Origin of the sequence: Saccharothrix longispora (genome assembly GCF_031455225.1) — a bacterium.
GTDB lineage: Bacteria > Actinomycetota > Actinomycetes > Mycobacteriales > Pseudonocardiaceae > Actinosynnema > Actinosynnema longispora.
Genome location: NZ_JAVDSG010000001.1, coordinates 3,780,787 through 3,796,784, shown reverse-complemented (window position 1 = coordinate 3,796,784; position 15,998 = coordinate 3,780,787). Strand labels below are relative to the sequence as shown.

Below are 15,998 nucleotides of genomic sequence, written 5' to 3'. Positions count from 1 at the left end.
CCCCCGGAAGGACACCATGACCCACGACGAGATCTTCGCGGTGGTGCGGGACAACCTGCTCACCGTGGTGCCGGACATCCCGCGCGAGCGCGTCACCATCGACGCGGCGATGTCCGACCTGGGCGCGAACAGCATCGACCGCGCGGAGGTCGTCACCATGACCATGGAGCGCCTGAACGTGGTCGTGCCGGTGATGGACTTCCAGCACGTGTCCGACATCCGCTCGCTGGTCGACCTGCTGGCGGAGCGGGTATGACCCCTCACGGCACCCCCGTCCCGGTGATCACCGGGACGGGGGTGCGCTGCGCCGTCGCCGACGACGTGCCGACCTTCGCCGACCGGCTGCGCGCGGGCGCGCGCGGCGTGGTGCGGGTCGTCGACGACCTCGACGGCCCCCGCGCGGGCGCGCCCCTGCCGCCGGTCGACCTGGCCGCCGCGCTGGTCGAGGCGCACGCCGACGACGGCGTGCGGGACCGGGCGCGGCGGGCCGCCCACCGCGCCCCGCCGGGTGTCCGGGCCGCGGTGGCCACGGTCGCGCAGGCGTGGCGGGAAGCGGCCCTGGACCGCGCCCCACTGCCCGCCGACCGGGTCGCCGTCGTGGTCGCCGGGCACAACCTGACCGGTGGCTACGCCGACGACGTGGCGCGCAAGCTGGCCGCCGACCCGGCGTTCGTCCCCGGTCGGGCCGCCCTGCACCTGATGGACACCGACCTGCTCGGCGTGCTCACCGAGGTGTTCGCGCTGCGCGGCGAGGGGCTGACCGCCGGCGGGGCGTCCGCCAGCGGGAACGTCGCCCTGATCACCGCGTCCCGGCTGCTCGCCTGCGACGCGGCCGACGCGGTGCTCGTCGTGGGACCGGTGGCGGACCCGTCCCGGCTGGAGCGGCAGGCCCTGGTCAACCTCGGCGCGGTGGCCGCCCTGGACGAAGGCGCGGACCCGGCGGCGCTGTGCCGGCCGTTCGACCGCGGGCACCGCGGGTTCGTGCCCGGTCAGGCGTGCGCGGCCGTGGTCCTGGAGCGGCCGGGGTCCGCCGCGAGCCGGGGCGCGCCCGCGCTGGCCGCCCTGCCCGGGCACGCGGCGCGCATGGCGGGCACGAGCCTCGCCCACCCGAGCGCGGACGACCAGGTCGAGGTGGTGAACGCCGCGCTCAGGGCGGCGGGCCTCGACCCGGCGGACGTCGACTACGTCAACGCCCACGCCACCGGCACCCCGCTGGGCGACCGCACCGAGGCCGGGACCCTGCTGCGCGTGTTCGGCGACGGGCCGCGCGTCAACGCCACCAAGGCGTTGACGGGGCACTGCCTGCACGCCGCCGGGGTGCTGGAGGCGGTGGCCGTGGTCGTGCAGCTGCGCGGCGGCTTCCTGCACCCCAACCCCAACCTGCGCGACCCCGTCGAACCCGGTCTGCGCCACACCGGCGACCGGGCCGAGGACGTGCGGGCGCGCGTCGCGCTGTCGAACGGGTTCGGGTTCGGCGGCGTCACCACGTCCCTGGTGATCACCGACCCGGAGGTGACCCCGTGACCGCGCCGTGGGTGCCCCGGGACGCCGGGGGAGCGGACGCCCGGGTCCTGCTGCTGTGCTTCGCCCACGCGGGCGGCGGCACGACGGGGTTCCGGCCGTGGCGGGAGCCGCTGGGCCCGGAGATCGCGGTGTGGCCGGTGCTGCTGCCGGGCCGCGAGTCCCGGCTGCGCGAACCCGCGCACCGCCGGATGACCACGCTGGTGCCCGAGCTGGTGGACGCCCTCGCCCCGGCGCTGGACCGGCCGTACGCCCTGTTCGGGCACAGCACCGGCGCGGTCGTGGCCTACGAGGCGGCCCGCGCGCTGGTGGCGAGGGGCGTCGACCCGCCGGTCCGGCTGTTCGCGTCCGGCCGCCGCGCGCCGCACCTGCCCGCCCGCCACGGGCCCCGCCACGACCTGCCCGAGGCCGCGTTCCTGACCGCCCTCGCCGGCCTCGGCGGCACCGCCCCCGAACTGCTCGCGGAACCCGGCCTGGCGCGCCTGTTCGTGCCCGCCCTGCGCGCCGACTTCGAGCTGAACGAGACCTACGTCCCGCTGCCCGGACCGGCGCTGAGCTGCCCGGTGTCGGCCATGACCGGCGACGCCGACCCGGAGGCGCACGTGGACGAGCTGGCCGCGTGGCGCGACGTCACGCGCGGCGCGTTCAGCCTGCGCACGTTCGCCGGGGACCACTTCTACCTGCGGGGCGCGCCGCCCGCGCTGATGCGGGCCGTGCGCGAGGACCTGCTGGGCCGAAGCGCTCAACAGTGCGCAGACGGGGCCCGGAAGCGCGTGCCAACCTCCTGAGCGCCCCCCGCAGTCGGGGGTGCCCACCGCGCGAGGAGGACCCACCGTGGCCGACCTGGACCTGTCCCGAGTCCACCCGCTGTTCGCCCGGCAGATCGAGTGCCTGCAGAACGCGGACATCGCCGGTCTCGTCGAGACCTACCACCCCGAGGCGGTCGTGGTCCGCTTCCAGGGCGTGCTCAACGGCATCGACGAGATCCGCGAGACCTTCGGCCGGTACATGGACATCGCCGCGAGGTACGAGGAACTGCTGGAGTACACCCACACCGAGGACACCATCTTCGTGCGCGCCCACATGAGCGTGCGCGGCGAGCACGAACTCGGCTTCGGCGCCTACGTGCTGCGCGACGGCCTGATCTGGCGGCAGGTCGCCGGGATCGAGGGCGGCATGCGGAACTGGTTCGCCGAGTCCGCCGAGGCGGCCGAATCCACCGAGACGGCGGGCTCCGCTCCCTGACCGGCACTTCGAGTAGGAGGAACATCATGGGCTTCACCGCGACCGGTGACCTGTTGCTGCGCAGTTGGGACGAGACCACGTTCTCCGAGGAGGACGGGATCAAGCTGACCCGCTCCACCATCCGCTACGTCTTCGAGGGCGACGTCGAGGGCAGCGGGCTCAAGGAGTACGTCATGGCCTACCGCAGCGACGAGTCCACGACGTTCGTCGGCCTGGAGCACGTGGTCGGTCGCATCGGCGACCGCAAGGGCACGTTCGTGCTCCACCACACCGGCGAGCTGGACGGCGAGCAGGCGACCGTCGAGTTCACGGTCGTGCCGGGCTCCGGCACCGGGGGGCTGGCCGGCCTGACCGGCAAGGGCGGCTTCGTGGCGAAGCACTCCGACAGCGGCAACGCCGCCTACCGGTTCGACTACGACTTCGAGTGACCGGGCGCGGCGGGCGTGGTCGCGCGCCACGCCCGCCCGTCCCCGTGGAGGAGAGGCACCCATGGACCCGGCTCCCGCACCCGGCGCGCCGGTGGTGGCCGAGCGCTACCCCATCCCGCGCAGCCGCCCGACGCACCCGGCGGAGGAGTACGCCGAGCTGCGCGCCCACGCCCCGATCAGCCGCTCGCGCCTGGACTTCGACGGCAGCGACGTCTGGTTGGTCACGCGGCACGCCGACGCGTGCGCGGTGCTGGCCGACCCCCGCTTCAGCTCCGACTTCTCCCGCCCCGGCTTCCCCGCCCGGATGACCGTGCGCCCGCCGGGCCCCGGCACGTTCATCCGCATGGACGCCCCCGACCACACCCGGCTGCGGCGCGCGGTGCTGGAGGAGTTCCGGCCCCGGCGGGTCGAGGAGATGCGCCCGGCCATCACGACGATCGTCGACGACCTGGTGTCGGCCATGCTGGCCGGCCCGTCGCCCGCCGACCTGGTGCAGGCCCTCGCGCTGCCCCTGCCGACGCTGGTGATCTGCGAGCTGCTCGGCGTGCCCTACGACGACCGGGGGTTCTTCCAGGACCGCACCGCGGTCATCGGCGACCAGGAGGCGTCGCCCGCCGCCCGGCAGGTCGTGCGCGACGAGCTGCGCGAGTACCTGGACCGGCTGGTCACCGACAAGCACGCCGCCGGGACCGACGACCTGCTGGGCCGGATGTCGCGCGACCGGGACCGCAGCGGCCTGACCCACGACGAGGTCGTCGGCGTCGCCACCCTGCTGATGATCGCCGGGTTCGAGACCATCGCGAACCAGATCGGCGTCGGCACGCTGCTGCTGCTGACCCACCCCGACCAGTTCGCCCGCCTGCGCGCGGAACCCGGGCTCGTCGTCCCCGCGGTGGAGGAGCTGGCGCGCCACCAGACGGTCATCGACTACGGCCTGCGCCGCGTGGCCACCGAGGACGTCGTCGTCGGCGGCACGACCATCCGCGCCGGCGAGGGCGTCGTGGTGGTCCTGTCCTCGGCCAACCGCGACGCCGAGGTCTACCCCGACCCGGACCGGTTCGACATCACCCGCGACGTGCGCGGCCACCTGGCCTTCGGGTTCGGGCTGCACCAGTGCCTCGGCCAGCTGCTGGCCCGGCTCCAGCTCGGCCTGCTCTGGACGACGCTGGCCGAGCGCGCCCCGGGCCTGCGGCTCGCCGTCGACCTCGACGAGGTCCCCTTCCGAACCGACATGTTCGTCCACGGGGTGCACAGCCTCCCCGTCACCTGGTAGCACCCCGTACCCGGCAGCACCCCGTACCCGGCAGCACCCCGTACCCGGCAGCACCCCGTACCTGGCAGCACCTAGGAGCACCGCCATGACCCAGGCCGAGGCGACCACCACCGCCGCCCCCACCGACCCGCCCTTCCCGTTCCCGATCACCTCCGCGCTCGACCCGTCCCCGGAGTACCGGCGGATGCGCGAGGAGCAGCCGGTGATGCGGGTGCGCCTGCCCAGCGGTGACCCGGCCTGGTTGGTGACCAGGTTCGCCGACGTGCGCGCCGTGTTCGCCGACCCGAGGTTCAGCCGCGCCGCCGCCACCCTGCCCGGCGCACCGCGCCTGATGCCCGGCGTGGAGGGCGACCCCGAGTCCATCGTCAGCAAGGAGGGCGCGGACCACGCCCGGCTGCGCCGGCTGGTCGCGCCCGCGTTCACCGCCCGCCGCATGGAGGCCATGCGCGGCCGCGTGCAGGCCACCGTGGACGACCTGCTGTCGCAGGTGGAGGCGGCCGGCCCGCCCGCGGACCTGGTGGGCCTCTACACCTCCCAGCTGCCGATCATCACCATCTGCGACCTGCTCGGGGTGCCGCGCGAGGACCGCGACCGGTTCCGGCACTGGTCGGACGCCATGTTCCACAGCACCGCCGACAAGCTCGACGAGGCCGTCGCGGCCCGCAACGCGCTCATCGGCTACCTCGCGGCGATGGTGCAGGCCCGCCGCGCGAACCCCAGCGACGACCTGCTCGGCGTGCTCATCGCCCACCAGGACAACGACGCGCTGACCGAGCGCGAGCTGGTCTCCTTCGCGGGCGGCCTGATCGTGGCGGGCTACGAGACGACGTCGAACCGGCTCGCCAACGCCGTGCTGATCCTCCTCGGCCGCCCCGACCAGCTCGCGCTGCTGCGCGAGGACCCCAGCCGGGTCCCCGCCGCCGTGGAGGAGCTGCTGCGGTTCATCCCCGGCGGCGCGGCGGGCGGCCTGATGCGGGTCGCGACCGAGGACGTGGAGGTCGGCGGCACGCTCATCCGGGCGGGTGACGGCGTCATCGCCGTCACCAACTCCGCCAACCGCGACGACGAGGTGTGGGCCGACCCGGACCGCTTCGACATCACCCGGGCGCCCGGCCCGCACACCAGCTTCGGCCACGGCGCGCACCACTGCGTCGGCGCGCAGCTCGCCCGCATCGAGATGCAGGTCGGCCTGGGCTCGCTGTTCGCCCGGTTCCCGACGCTGCGCCTCGCGGCCGACGAGTCGGAGCTGCCGTGGCGCAAGAACGCCGTCATCCACAGCCTCCAGGGCCTGCCGGTGGAGTGGTGATGACGACCACCAGGTGGAAGGTGTCCCTCGACCAGGACTCGTGCATCAGCTCGGGCATCTGCCAGGCGCTCGCGCCGGGGCGGTTCGAGGTGCGCGCGGGCACCCCGGCCCGGGTCGTGAGCGAGGAGGTCGACCGGGAGGACGCGCTGCTCGACGCGGCCGAGTCCTGCCCCGTCGAGGCGATCGGCCTGGTGGACGCCCGCTCCGGTGACGTGGTCTACCCGCCGGCCGACTAGACCGCGAACGCGGCGGGCACGCGGTGCCCGGGGCGGCGACCAGGCCGGTCCGGGCACCGCGAGCCCCGCGGTCCGCGGTGGCGGATCAGCGGCCGTGCTGCCGCAGCAGGAACTCGTAGGTGCTCGGCAGCTCGTCGAGCAGCCGCTCCCGCTGCCGCTTGATGTCGTCGAAGACCGGCTCCACGGTCCGGGTCGCCTCGGGCATGTGCTCCAGCAGCGGTAACGGCGCGTCCGGCACCACCCCGAGGCCCGCCAGCACGCAGTAGTAGTTGCTGTTGTTCCAGAAGTTGCGGAACTCCTCCTCGAAGTTGCCGTAGTAGTGCTGCGCGTCGTCCGAGGCGGGCGGGTTGATCGCCAGGCCCGCGCGGTAGGCCTCCACCTTCTCCTGCATGCTGTCGGCCAGCCGCAGCTCCTTGTTCGCCCGCCAGAACGGGGTGTCGTTGCGGGGCGAGAAGTAGAAGTGCGCCTGGATGAAGTCCCTGGTGTCGTCGAACATGGTCTCGACCTCGCGGTTGAACCGGTCGATCAGCACCGGGTTGAACCCCTTGTCCGGGAAGTGCTTGACCAGCTGGAACAGCGCGGCGTAGGTGAAGTAGATGCCGGTGGACTCCAGCGGTTCCACGAAGCACGAGGACGTGCCGATGCTCACGCAGTTGCCGACCCACGCGCGCCGGTTGCGCCCGACGCGGAAGCGGATCTTGTTGAGCGGCGCGGTGTCCGGGTCCAGCCCCCACAGCGCGCAGAACTCGCGCACCGCGTCGTCCTGGTCGATGAAGTCGCTGGAGTACACGTACCCGGTGCCGAAGCGGCCGAGCATGGGGATCTTCCACGTCCACCCGGCGCTCATGGCGATGGACGAGGTGTAGGGCTCGACGCCGTCGGCCTCGTCGTCGTGGGGGACCGCCGAGGCGACCGCGCTGTTGTTGAGCAGGTGGTCGCTCATGTCCAGGAACGGCTCGCCCAGTTCCTTGTTGATGAGCAGCCCCCGGAAACCCGAGCAGTCGATGAACAGGTCCGCGGTGAACGTGCGCCCGGTCGCCGTGGTGACCGACTCGATCAGGCCGTTGGCGTCTCGCGTGACGCGTTCGACGCGGTCCTCGACGTGCCGCACGCCGAGCTTCCCCGTGGCGAAGCGGCGCAGGTAGTCCGCGACCAGCCGGGCGTCGAAGTGCCAGGCGTAGTTGGTGACCGGCGTGCCGTCGAGCCTGCGCGGCGACTTGCCCGCGTCGAGCAGCGCGGGCTCCTTGTAGCAGGCGTAGTCGAACGGCTCGTCGGTCGCGCCGTGCCGGCGGCGGTGGAACCAGTAGTGGGACAGGGGAATCCGCTCGTGGAACTTGAGCAGGCCGAAGGAGTGGTAGAAGTGGTCACCGCGGCCGCTGCCGTCGTCCAGCGGGCGCGCGTGCGGGCTGCTCGGTCCGGGGGTGCGCCAGTTGACGAACTTGATGGCCGCCTTGTAGCTGGCGTTGCACTCCCGCATCCACTCGTCCTCGGGGATGCCGAGGAAGTCGAAGAACGCGGTCTGGAGGTTGGGGATGGTGGCCTCGCCGACTCCCAGCGTCGGGATGTCCGGCGCTTGCAGCACGGTGACCTCGGCGGTGCCGCTCAACGCCTTGCCGAGGTAGGAGCCCGCCATCCAGCCCGCGGTCCCGCCACCCACGATGAGGATTTTCCCGATCCGATCGGACACGCAAAGACCTCCGTTGTTCCGCGTGGGAGCACTCGGCCGGGCCGTCACGGGGCCCAGGTGGAGAACTCCCGCCTGCCGTACATCAGCGGCGTCCCGCCGCTCCAGTTGATCTCCGACACCTCGCCCAGCACCACGACGTGGTCGCCGACCACGGTGCTCTCGCGCACGACGCACCCCGCGAACGCGAGCGAGTCCTCGAACAGCCAGGGCATCCCGGTCACGGCCGCGCTCCGCCAGGCCACCGCGCCGAACCGGTCGGGCACGGGCGAGGAGAACACCTCGGCGGCCCGGCGGCCCGGCGCGTGCAGCAGGTTCACCCCGAACCTGCCCCGCCGCACCGCGGCCGTGGTGCGGCGCGCGGTGTCGAGGCACACCAGCAGGGTCGGCGGGTCCAACGTCACGCTGGCCAGCGAGGTGCACGTCATGCCCCGCGGTGCGCCGTCCGCGCCCACCGCCGTCACCACGGCGACGCCGGTGGGGAAGGAACCCATCAGCGCCCGGTGGTCGTCGGGGCCCACCCGCGCGGTCAGGTCGCCCCGCCGCGCGTTCACCGCGACCCCCTCGGCGGACCTTCCGACGAGTCCGTCAGCGCCGCCCGGGGACCCCGACCGGCACCGGTGTCCCGGTCCGGACCAGGACCAGGCCCGCCGACACGATCACCAGCAGGCACCCCGCGGCGGCGGAGGTGGTCGGCGCCTCGCCGAGGAACAACCCGCCCCAGACCACGCCGAACAGCGGCGTCAGCAGCGCGACCATCATCGCCCGCGCCGGGCCGACGTCCCGCACCAACCGGAAGTAGAGCAGGAACCCGACCGTCGTGCACAGCACGGCCAGCGCGGCCATGCTGAGCACGATGCGGGCGGTCGGCTCGACGTGCGGGACGTCCACCACCCAGAACGGCAGCAGGATCAGCCCGGCCAGCAGTTGCGAGCACCCGGCGGTGCCGATCGGGTCGACGTGCGGCGCGAACCGCTTCACGTAGACGCCCGACAGCGCGTAGAGCGCCGACGCGGCGAGGCAGGCCGCGATGGAGGCCCAGAACACCGGTGAGCCCTGGACGGCCGCGCCCCCACCGGTGATCAGCGCGACCCCGACCATGCCCAGCACGAGCCCCGCGATCCCGCGCGCCGTGAGGCGTTGCGCGAGGAACGCCGCGGACAGGAGCGTGCCGAACAGCGGCGTGCTGGAGTTGATGGTGACCGAGTAGAACGCCGGGATGTGCACGGCGGCGTAGGAGAACAGCAGCATGGGCGCGGCGACGTTGAACACCGCCACGACCGCGTAGACGACCCAGTGCGCCCGCCAGCGGGGCCGGAACCGCACGACGGCGAAGTAGGGCAGGAAAGCCAGCCCTCCCAGGCCGACGCGCACCCCGGCGGTGGTCGCCGCGCCGAGCACGGGCGCGAGCACCCGCAGGAAGATGAACGAAGCGCCCCACAAGGCGCCGAGGGTGATCAGTCGAAACCAATCCGATCTGCGCATACCGGTGGCTCTTACCTCTCTCGACCGTTGCGCGGCCCCACTGCGGGATGCGGGCGGAAAACCGTGCCGAGCTTTTCCGGTTCATCTGGTGCGGCCCCCCACGACCAGTCCGAACATCTGTCCACCTCACCGAGCGGGCTCGTCAACAACGGGCTGGGCCGGGTCGCGGGTGCATCGCGGTGCCATCGACGGATTCGCGACCATTTCCCCGAAGTCGCGCCAAGTCGATTCCGCCGGAACGTGCGGAAGGTGATCGATATATTTTCAGCCCCCAGGCCCCCGTATTGTGTGGATTCGCGAAGGGTTGTCGTCAACGCAATCCGCATCCGAAGGTATTGCGAATTCATGGGCTATGGAAGGCTCCGAACGGGTGACGCGGGACGGTGGAATATCCCATTCCGTCTGGAATGCGCGTCGCCACCGCACCCGAACGACGTGGGGCCCCCGACCGGTCGGTCGGGGGCCCCACGTCGTTCCGGACCCGTCTCAGGCGGACCCGTCGAGCCGCTGGTTGAAGAACCACTCGTGGCCCTCCACGTCCACCACCTTGAACACCCGCATGCCCTGCGGGGTGTTGGTGGGCGGGAACGCGACCTCGCCGCCCGCGCCGGTCACCCGCTCGTGCAACGCGTCGGCGTCCGCCACGTCGACCGAGACCATGGCGTTGACCGCGCCGCTGTTGCGCGGGTTGCGGTACTCGCCCCCCGGACCCGCCAGGTAGACGGGATCGCCGAGCGGCGTGCTCATCTCGGCGTGGAAGACGGTGCCGTCCTCGTGCGCGTAGCGCTTGTCCTCGGTGAAGCCGAACGTGGTGCCGAGCCAGTCCAGCGCGGCGGCGGCGTTCTCGTACTTGAGGTATGGGATCGCAGGCATGGGCAGAGGGTGGCACCCGGCCGGCGTGCGGTGATGCCCAGAATTGAACACCCGGGATCGGACACGCGGGTCGCCGGCCCGGTCGCCCGCCGCGCGGCCCGGCCGGGTCAGCCGCCGCTGACGAACTCCAGCGTGATCGCCGGACGCCCGTCGTAGCGCTGACCGTTGGCCTCGAACAGCCCCGTCAACGGGGTCCGCACGTCGGTGGCGCCCAGTGCGTCCAGGTAGGCGCGGTGCGCCTCCAGGGACGCGACGGCCAGGTCGACCGACCCGCTCACGTCCACCGCGTGCGTCGGCCGGGGCGAGGCGAGCATCGCCACGTGGCGCACGCCCGCCCAGCGCTCGCCCGCCTCGGGGAAGATCCAGCGGTTGCCCGCGTCGGCCACCGCGTCGAGCAGGGCGCGGCCCACGGCGCGGTGGTCGGCGCTGTTCCACCGGTTCGTGAACGTCTCGTCCCGGTGGTTGTAGCCCACCACCAGCTCCGGCCGGTGGCGGCGGATCGCGGCGGCCAGGTCGCGGCGCAGCGCCACCCCCTCCTCGACCACGCCGTCGCGGTGCCCGTCCAGGAACTCCACCTCCTTCACGCCCACCAGTTCGGCGCTGGCGCGCTGCTCCCGCTCCCGCACCTCCGCCGACTCGGCCGGGTCCAGGCCGTCGATGCCCGCCTCGCCCCGGGTCACCAGGACGTAGGTCACCTCCTTGCCCGCCGCGGTCCACGCCGCCACCGCCCCGGCGCCGGAGAACTCGATGTCGTCCGGGTGGGCCACCACGCACAGCACGCGGGTGAAGTCCTCCGGCACGTCCTTCAATCGCTCGGTCATGCCCGCACGATCGCAGCCGCCACCCGCGCCTGTCTGTGCCGAACTGCGCATCACGGGTCGTCCCGGATGCCTACTTCTGAGCAGTCGCCCGCGCGCGCCGGCCACTAGCGTGCCGCCGACGGTCGCCGAGCGCGACCCTGCTCTGGATCAGGAGGTGCGATGTCCATGTCGGACGGTCGTGGTTTTAACCGGCGAGCCTTGTTGCGCGGGTTCGCCGGTGTGTCGCTCGCCGCGACGCTGCCGGGTGCCCTCGCGGCGTGCGGCGGGTCCGGCGCGGGACCGCTGGCGCAGAGCACGGCGCCCTCGGTCGAGCCCAAGCGCGGCGGTCGGATGCGGGCCGCGTTCATCGGCGGCAGCAACGAGACCGCCAACATCCTGAAGTCCACCAACACGCCGATCGACTACGTCCGCACGCGCGTGGTCTACGACGTGCTGTGCGACATCGACGCCGACGGCAAGCCGACCCTCGTGCTCGCCGAGGAGATCGCGCCCAACGCCGACGGCAGCCAGTGGACCATCAGGCTCCGCGAGGGCATCACGTTCCACGACGGGCGCACCATGACGTCCGAGGACGTGCTGCACACGCTGCGCACCTACGTCGACCAGCAGTCCAACACCGCGCCGCTGCTGATGGACATCGACCTGGCCAACGCCAAGCGCCAGGACGACCGCACCCTCGTGCTGCCGATGCTGCGCCCGCACGGCTTCCTCGACCTCGCCCTCACCCAGGGCGTGTTCGTGTTCTCCAAGGACACGACCGACTTCGACAAGGCCATCGGCTCCGGCCCGTTCACCGTGGACCGGCTGGAGCCGGGCAAGGGCGGCCTGCTCAAGCGCAACCCGAACTACTGGCGCCCCGAGGGCGGCCCGTACCTCGACGAGCTGGAGCTGCTGTCCATCGCCGACCCGGAGGCGCGGCTCAACGCCCTCAAGGCCGGGCAGCTCGACTACGCCGCCAGCATCCCGCTGACCTCGGCGCGCGTGGAGCGCGACAACGCCGACGTGAAGCTGTTCGTGCCGCCCAAGTGGGAGTGGGCGAACTTCGGCGCGTCCATGAAGCGCACCAAGGAGCCCTTCACCGACCCGCGGATCACCCAGGCCCTGCGGTACGCGGTCGACCGGCAGAAGATGGTCGACAACGTCACCCTCGGCTTCGGCGAGCTGGGCAACGACCTGTTCGGCAAGCACCTGCCGTACTACGCGGAGGACCTGCCGCAGCGCGAGTACGACCCGGAGCGCGCCAAGAAGCTGCTCAAGGACGCCGGCATGTCGGACCTGAAGCTCAAGATCCGCACCAGTGACTACGAGTACGGCCTCACCGAGGGCGCCGTCGCGTTCGCCGAGCACGCCAAGGCCGCCGGCATCACCATCGAACTGGACAAGGTGCCCGCCGCAGACTTCCTCGCCGACTACAAGGTGTTCATCGGCGCGCAGTTCCAGTCGGCCAACCGCAAGCCCCGGCCCCTGCCGCTGGACGTGCTGTTCTTCTACGGCTCCGACGCGCTGCTGCCGTTCACCGGCCTGGCGGGGGAGAAGGTCGACCAGCTCGCCGCCTCGGTGCGCACCGCCGTCACCGAGGAGCAGCGGCGCACCTCGATGGGCGACCTCCAGGAGCTGCTCAGCGAGGAGGGCGGCGACCTGGTGTGGGCCCGCGCGCCGATCTGCTCGGCGGGCACCCCGAAGGTCAACGGCGTGAAGTCGTTGGGCTACCCCGGTTTCCCCAGCTTCCGCGACGCGTTCCTGGCATGACCGCGGAGGTGGCGGTGCGGCGGGCCGGGGGGTTGCCCCGGTTCGTCGCCCTCCGGCTGGTGGCCGGGGTCGGGGTGCTGCTGGCGGTGTCGGCGATCGTGTTCACCGCGACCGAGCTGGCCCCCGGCGACGCCGCCACCGCCGCGCTCGGCCCCGACTCCGACCCGGCCTCGGTGGTCGCGATGCGCACCGAGCTGGGCCTCGACCGCCCGGCGGTGGTGCGCTACCTCGACTGGCTGTGGGGCGCGGTGGGCGGCGACTTCGGCGTGTCCTACGTCAGCCACCGCCCGGTCTCCGACGTGATCGCCGAGCGGGCGGGCAACACCGCCCTGCTCGGCGGGCTCGCCGTGGTGCTGCTGGTGCCGCTGGCGATCGGCCTCGGCGTGTGGTCCGCGCTGCGCGCCGGCCGCGCCGCCGACCGGATCGTGTCGGGCGCGACGCTGGGACTGGTGTCGGTGCCCGAGTTCGTCATCGGCACGGTGCTGGTGGTGGTGTTCGCCGTGCAGCTGGGCGTGCTGCCCGCGGTGTCGTTCGTGCCGCCGGGGCAGCAGCCGCTGGACTCCCCGGAGATCCTGGTGCTGCCGGTGGTCACGCTGCTCGCCGTGTGCCTGGCCCACAACGTGCGGCTGGTGCGCGCGGGCGTGCGGGAGGTGTCCGCGGGGGACGCGGCGGAGAACGCCCGGCTCAACGGCGTGCCCGAGCACCGGGTCGTCCTGCGCTACGTGCTGCCCTCGGCGCTGCCGCCGGCCCTGCCGATCTTCTGCCGCTACGCGGGGTTCCTGCTCGGCGGCGCGTTGATCGCCGAGACGATGTTCGGCTACCCGGGGCTCGCCTCGGCCCTGGTCACCGCCTCGGCCGGGCGCGACGTCCCGGTGGTGCAGGCGGTGGCGCTGGTCGCGGCGGCGGTGACCGTCCTGCTCAACCTCCTCGGCGACGTGCTCGCCGTCCTGCTCGACCCGAAACGGGGGGTGACCCGGTGACGTCGCAGACGCGGCGCGGCACGCGGGTGCCGTGGGGCCTCGTCGTGCCCCTGGGCCTGGTGCTGCTGGTGGCCGTGCTCGGTCCGCTGCTGGCTCCGCACGCGCCCGACGAGTCGGTGTCGTTCCCGTTCGCCCCCTCGGCGCCCGGGCACCCGCTGGGCACCGACTACCTGGGCGCGGACGTGCTGAGCAGGCTGCTGCACGGTGGCCGGACGCTGGTGCTCGTGGCGCTGGCCGTGCTGGTGGTCACCTACGCCCTCGCCACGGCGGCCGGGATGCTCGCCGCGCACCGGGGCGGCTGGGTGGACCACACCGTCATGCGCACCGCGGACGTGCTGATGGGCCTGCCCGCGATCGTGCTGCTCACCGTGATCGTCACGGGCGTCGGCCGCGGCACGGGCGGCGCGGCGGTGGCGATCACCGTCGTCCTGCTGCCCGACATCGTCCGCGTGGTGCGCACCGCGACCGCCGGCGCGCTGGTCCGCGACTACGTCGAGGTGGCGGTGGCGCGCGGCGAGCCCGGCCGGTCCGTGCTCGTGCGCGAGGTGCTGCCCAACCTCGGTCCCGTGCTGGCCGCCGACCTCGGCGTGCGGTTCGTCGCCGCGGTGTACGCGGTGGCCACGGCGAGCTTCCTCGGCCTCGGGGTGCAGCCGCCGACCGCAGACTGGGCGTTGATGATCTTCGAGAACCGGGGCGGCCTGGCGTTGCAGCCGCTCGCCGTGCTGGCTCCGGTGATCGCGCTGGTCGTGCTGCTGAGCCTGTCCAGCGCCTTGGCCGACCGCCTGGCCGTCGACCGCTCACCGCGCCGGCCACCCCGCCGCGCGCGGGTGGCGCGCCCCGTCTCCGACGACCCCCGACCGGTGTCCGCCGCCGAGGTGGTGGACCTGCGCGTCGCCGCGGCGGCCACCGGCCGCGTCGTCGTGGACGGCGTGGACCTGGCCGTGCGGCCGGGCGAGGTGCTGGGCCTGGTCGGCGCGTCCGGCAGCGGCAAGACCACCATCGCCCTGGCCCTGCTCGGCCACCTGCGCCCCGGCCTCGTCCACGTCGGCGGCGTCACCCGGGTCGCCGGGCACGACCTGGGGGCGCGCTCCGGCCGGGCGCTGCGCCTGCTGCGCGCCCGGCACGCGGCCTACGTCGCCCAGGACCCGCGCACCGCCCTGCCGTCGCACCTGCGGGTGCGCGCCCAGCTGGCCGAGGTGCTGCGGGCCAGGGGCGTGGCCCGGGCCGAGGTCGACGGCCTGTCGAGGGCCGCGCTGCGCCGGGCGAACCTGCCGGACGACGACGCGTTCCTGGACCGCCGTCCGCACCAGATGTCCGGCGGTCAGCTCCAGCGCCTCGCGCTGGCCATCGCGCTCACCCACCGCCCGGCGGTCGTCGTCCTGGACGAGCCGACCAGCGCCCTGGACGCGGACAACGCCGACCGGCTGCTCGCCGAGTTCGTCGAGCTGTGCCGGGTCTCCGGCGCCGCCGCCGTGCTGGTGTCCCACGACCTGCCCGCGCTGGCGACCGCCGCCGACCGGCTCGCCGTGGTCGACGGCGGCCGGGTCGTGGAGACCGGGCCGGCCGCGCGGGTGCTCACCGCGCCGACGCACCCCGCCACCAGGCAGCTCGTGGTCGCCGAGGACGCCCCGCTGCGCCGGGAACCGCCCGAGGGGGCGCCCGACCTGCTCGTGGTCTCCGGGGTCACCGTCCACCGGCGCGGCGTCGGGGTCGTGCTGGACCGGGCGTCGCTGCGGGCCCCGGCCGGCGGCAGCGCCTGCCTCGTCGGGCCCTCCGGCTGCGGCAAGACCACCCTGCTGCGCGTCGTCGCGGGCCTCATGGCCCCCGCGGAGGGCGGCGTCCTGCTCGACGGCGTGCCGCTGGCCCCGCTGGTGGCCGGCCGCGACGCCGAGCAGCTCCGCCGGGTGCAGCTCGTCCCGCAGAACCCCTACGACTCGCTCAACCCGCGGCACACCGTGCGCCGCATCGTCGCCCGGCCGCTGGAGCAGTTCGGCCTGTGCGCCGACGACGAGGCGGTGACCGGCGAGGTGGTCGGGCTGCTGCGCCGGGTCGGCCTCACCGAGCGGCACGCCGACTCGCTGCCCGCCGCCCTGTCCGGTGGCGAGCGCCAGCGGGTCGCCATCGCCCGCGCCCTGGCCGCCGACCCGGACGTGCTGCTGTGCGACGAGGTGACCAGCGCCCTGGACCGCGCGGTCGCGGCGAGCGTGGTCGACCTGCTCTCCGAGCTGCGCGAGGAGCGCGGGCTCACCCTGCTCGTGGTCACCCACGACCCGGCGGTGGTGCGCCGGGTCGGCGGCGAGGTGCACGAGATGGTCGACGGCAGGCCGGTGCTCCGGCCCCGGCCCGCGATGGCCTGAGGACCGCCGGTGGCCTGGGCAGGCCGGTGCCCGGGCCGGT

The 15,998-nt window shown here is 73.7% G+C and carries 16 protein-coding genes; 11 read left to right on the top strand and 5 right to left on the bottom strand.

Translation table 11 applies throughout. From position 1 onward, the window contains the following. Window positions 1–16 precede the first annotated feature (16 nt). The 8 genes from J2S66_RS15195 to J2S66_RS15160 all read left to right on the top strand — a co-directional run bounded on the left by J2S66_RS15195 (window position 17) and on the right by J2S66_RS15160 (window position 6,009). A complete protein-coding gene (locus tag J2S66_RS15195; protein WP_306744722.1) occupies window positions 17–256 on the top strand; it encodes a phosphopantetheine-binding protein in 240 nt (79 codons plus the stop codon). Then, window positions 253–1,524: a beta-ketoacyl synthase N-terminal-like domain-containing protein gene (locus tag J2S66_RS15190; RefSeq protein ID WP_310307699.1), complete on the top strand. Its 1,272-nt coding sequence runs from the start codon at window positions 253–255 to the stop codon at window positions 1,522–1,524. The genes J2S66_RS15195 and J2S66_RS15190 overlap by 4 nt, the downstream gene beginning before the upstream one ends. Next, entirely contained in the window at window positions 1,521–2,309 is a 789-nt protein-coding gene (locus J2S66_RS15185; protein ID WP_310307698.1) for a thioesterase II family protein, read from the top strand. Before J2S66_RS15190 ends, J2S66_RS15185 begins: the two co-directional genes overlap by 4 nt. Before the next feature lie 46 nt (window positions 2,310–2,355). Further along, window positions 2,356–2,766 (top strand): nuclear transport factor 2 family protein, encoded by a 411-nt coding sequence (locus J2S66_RS15180; protein WP_310307697.1) that lies wholly within the window; start codon window positions 2,356–2,358, stop codon window positions 2,764–2,766. 26 nt (window positions 2,767–2,792) lie between these two features. After that, the gene (locus J2S66_RS15175; protein ID WP_306744718.1) at window positions 2,793–3,194 is read left to right on the top strand and encodes a DUF3224 domain-containing protein; all 402 of its coding nucleotides are present in this window, start codon (window positions 2,793–2,795) and stop codon (window positions 3,192–3,194) included. A gap of 61 nt (window positions 3,195–3,255) precedes the next feature. Then, complete coding sequence (locus J2S66_RS15170; RefSeq protein ID WP_306744717.1) at window positions 3,256–4,467, top strand: cytochrome P450; 1,212 nt, start codon at window positions 3,256–3,258, stop codon at window positions 4,465–4,467. A gap of 85 nt (window positions 4,468–4,552) precedes the next feature. After that, window positions 4,553–5,773: a cytochrome P450 gene (locus tag J2S66_RS15165; protein WP_310307696.1), complete on the top strand. Its 1,221-nt coding sequence runs from the start codon at window positions 4,553–4,555 to the stop codon at window positions 5,771–5,773. After that, window positions 5,773–6,009: a ferredoxin gene (locus J2S66_RS15160; RefSeq protein ID WP_306744715.1), complete on the top strand. Its 237-nt coding sequence runs from the start codon at window positions 5,773–5,775 to the stop codon at window positions 6,007–6,009. Before J2S66_RS15165 ends, J2S66_RS15160 begins: the two co-directional genes overlap by 1 nt. Window positions 6,010–6,094: 85 nt before the next feature. Here J2S66_RS15160 and J2S66_RS15155 read toward each other — a convergent pair whose 3' ends face one another. The 5 genes from J2S66_RS15155 to J2S66_RS15135 all read right to left on the bottom strand — a co-directional run bounded on the left by J2S66_RS15155 (window position 6,095) and on the right by J2S66_RS15135 (window position 10,872). Continuing rightward, on the bottom strand, window positions 6,095–7,696 hold the full coding sequence (locus J2S66_RS15155; protein ID WP_310307695.1) for a tryptophan halogenase family protein: 1,602 nt from the start codon (window positions 7,694–7,696) through the stop codon (window positions 6,095–6,097). A gap of 44 nt (window positions 7,697–7,740) precedes the next feature. Beyond that, entirely contained in the window at window positions 7,741–8,247 is a 507-nt protein-coding gene (locus J2S66_RS15150; protein ID WP_310307694.1) for a flavin reductase family protein, read from the bottom strand. A gap of 34 nt (window positions 8,248–8,281) precedes the next feature. Continuing rightward, window positions 8,282–9,178 carry a DMT family transporter gene (locus J2S66_RS15145; RefSeq protein ID WP_310307693.1) on the bottom strand — a complete coding sequence of 299 codons (897 nt, stop codon included), beginning with the start codon at window positions 9,176–9,178 and terminating at the stop codon, window positions 8,282–8,284. 486 nt (window positions 9,179–9,664) lie between these two features. Next, window positions 9,665–10,051 (bottom strand): VOC family protein, encoded by a 387-nt coding sequence (locus J2S66_RS15140; RefSeq protein WP_310307692.1) that lies wholly within the window; start codon window positions 10,049–10,051, stop codon window positions 9,665–9,667. A 107-nt stretch (window positions 10,052–10,158) separates the two neighbouring features. Next, complete coding sequence (locus J2S66_RS15135) at window positions 10,159–10,872, bottom strand: PIG-L deacetylase family protein (protein WP_310307691.1); 714 nt, start codon at window positions 10,870–10,872, stop codon at window positions 10,159–10,161. A 201-nt stretch (window positions 10,873–11,073) separates the two neighbouring features. Between J2S66_RS15135 and J2S66_RS15130 the strand changes: the two genes are divergently transcribed. The 3 genes from J2S66_RS15130 to J2S66_RS15120 are packed head-to-tail and all read left to right on the top strand — an operon-like array spanning window position 11,074 to window position 15,958. Next, window positions 11,074–12,621, top strand: a complete 1,548-nt coding sequence (locus J2S66_RS15130; protein WP_310307690.1) for an ABC transporter substrate-binding protein — start codon at window positions 11,074–11,076, stop codon at window positions 12,619–12,621. Next, window positions 12,618–13,601, top strand: a complete 984-nt coding sequence (locus J2S66_RS15125; protein ID WP_310307689.1) for an ABC transporter permease — start codon at window positions 12,618–12,620, stop codon at window positions 13,599–13,601. Before J2S66_RS15130 ends, J2S66_RS15125 begins: the two co-directional genes overlap by 4 nt. Next, complete coding sequence (locus J2S66_RS15120; protein WP_310307688.1) at window positions 13,598–15,958, top strand: ABC transporter ATP-binding protein/permease; 2,361 nt, start codon at window positions 13,598–13,600, stop codon at window positions 15,956–15,958. The genes J2S66_RS15125 and J2S66_RS15120 overlap by 4 nt, the downstream gene beginning before the upstream one ends. Window positions 15,959–15,998 lie beyond the last annotated feature (40 nt).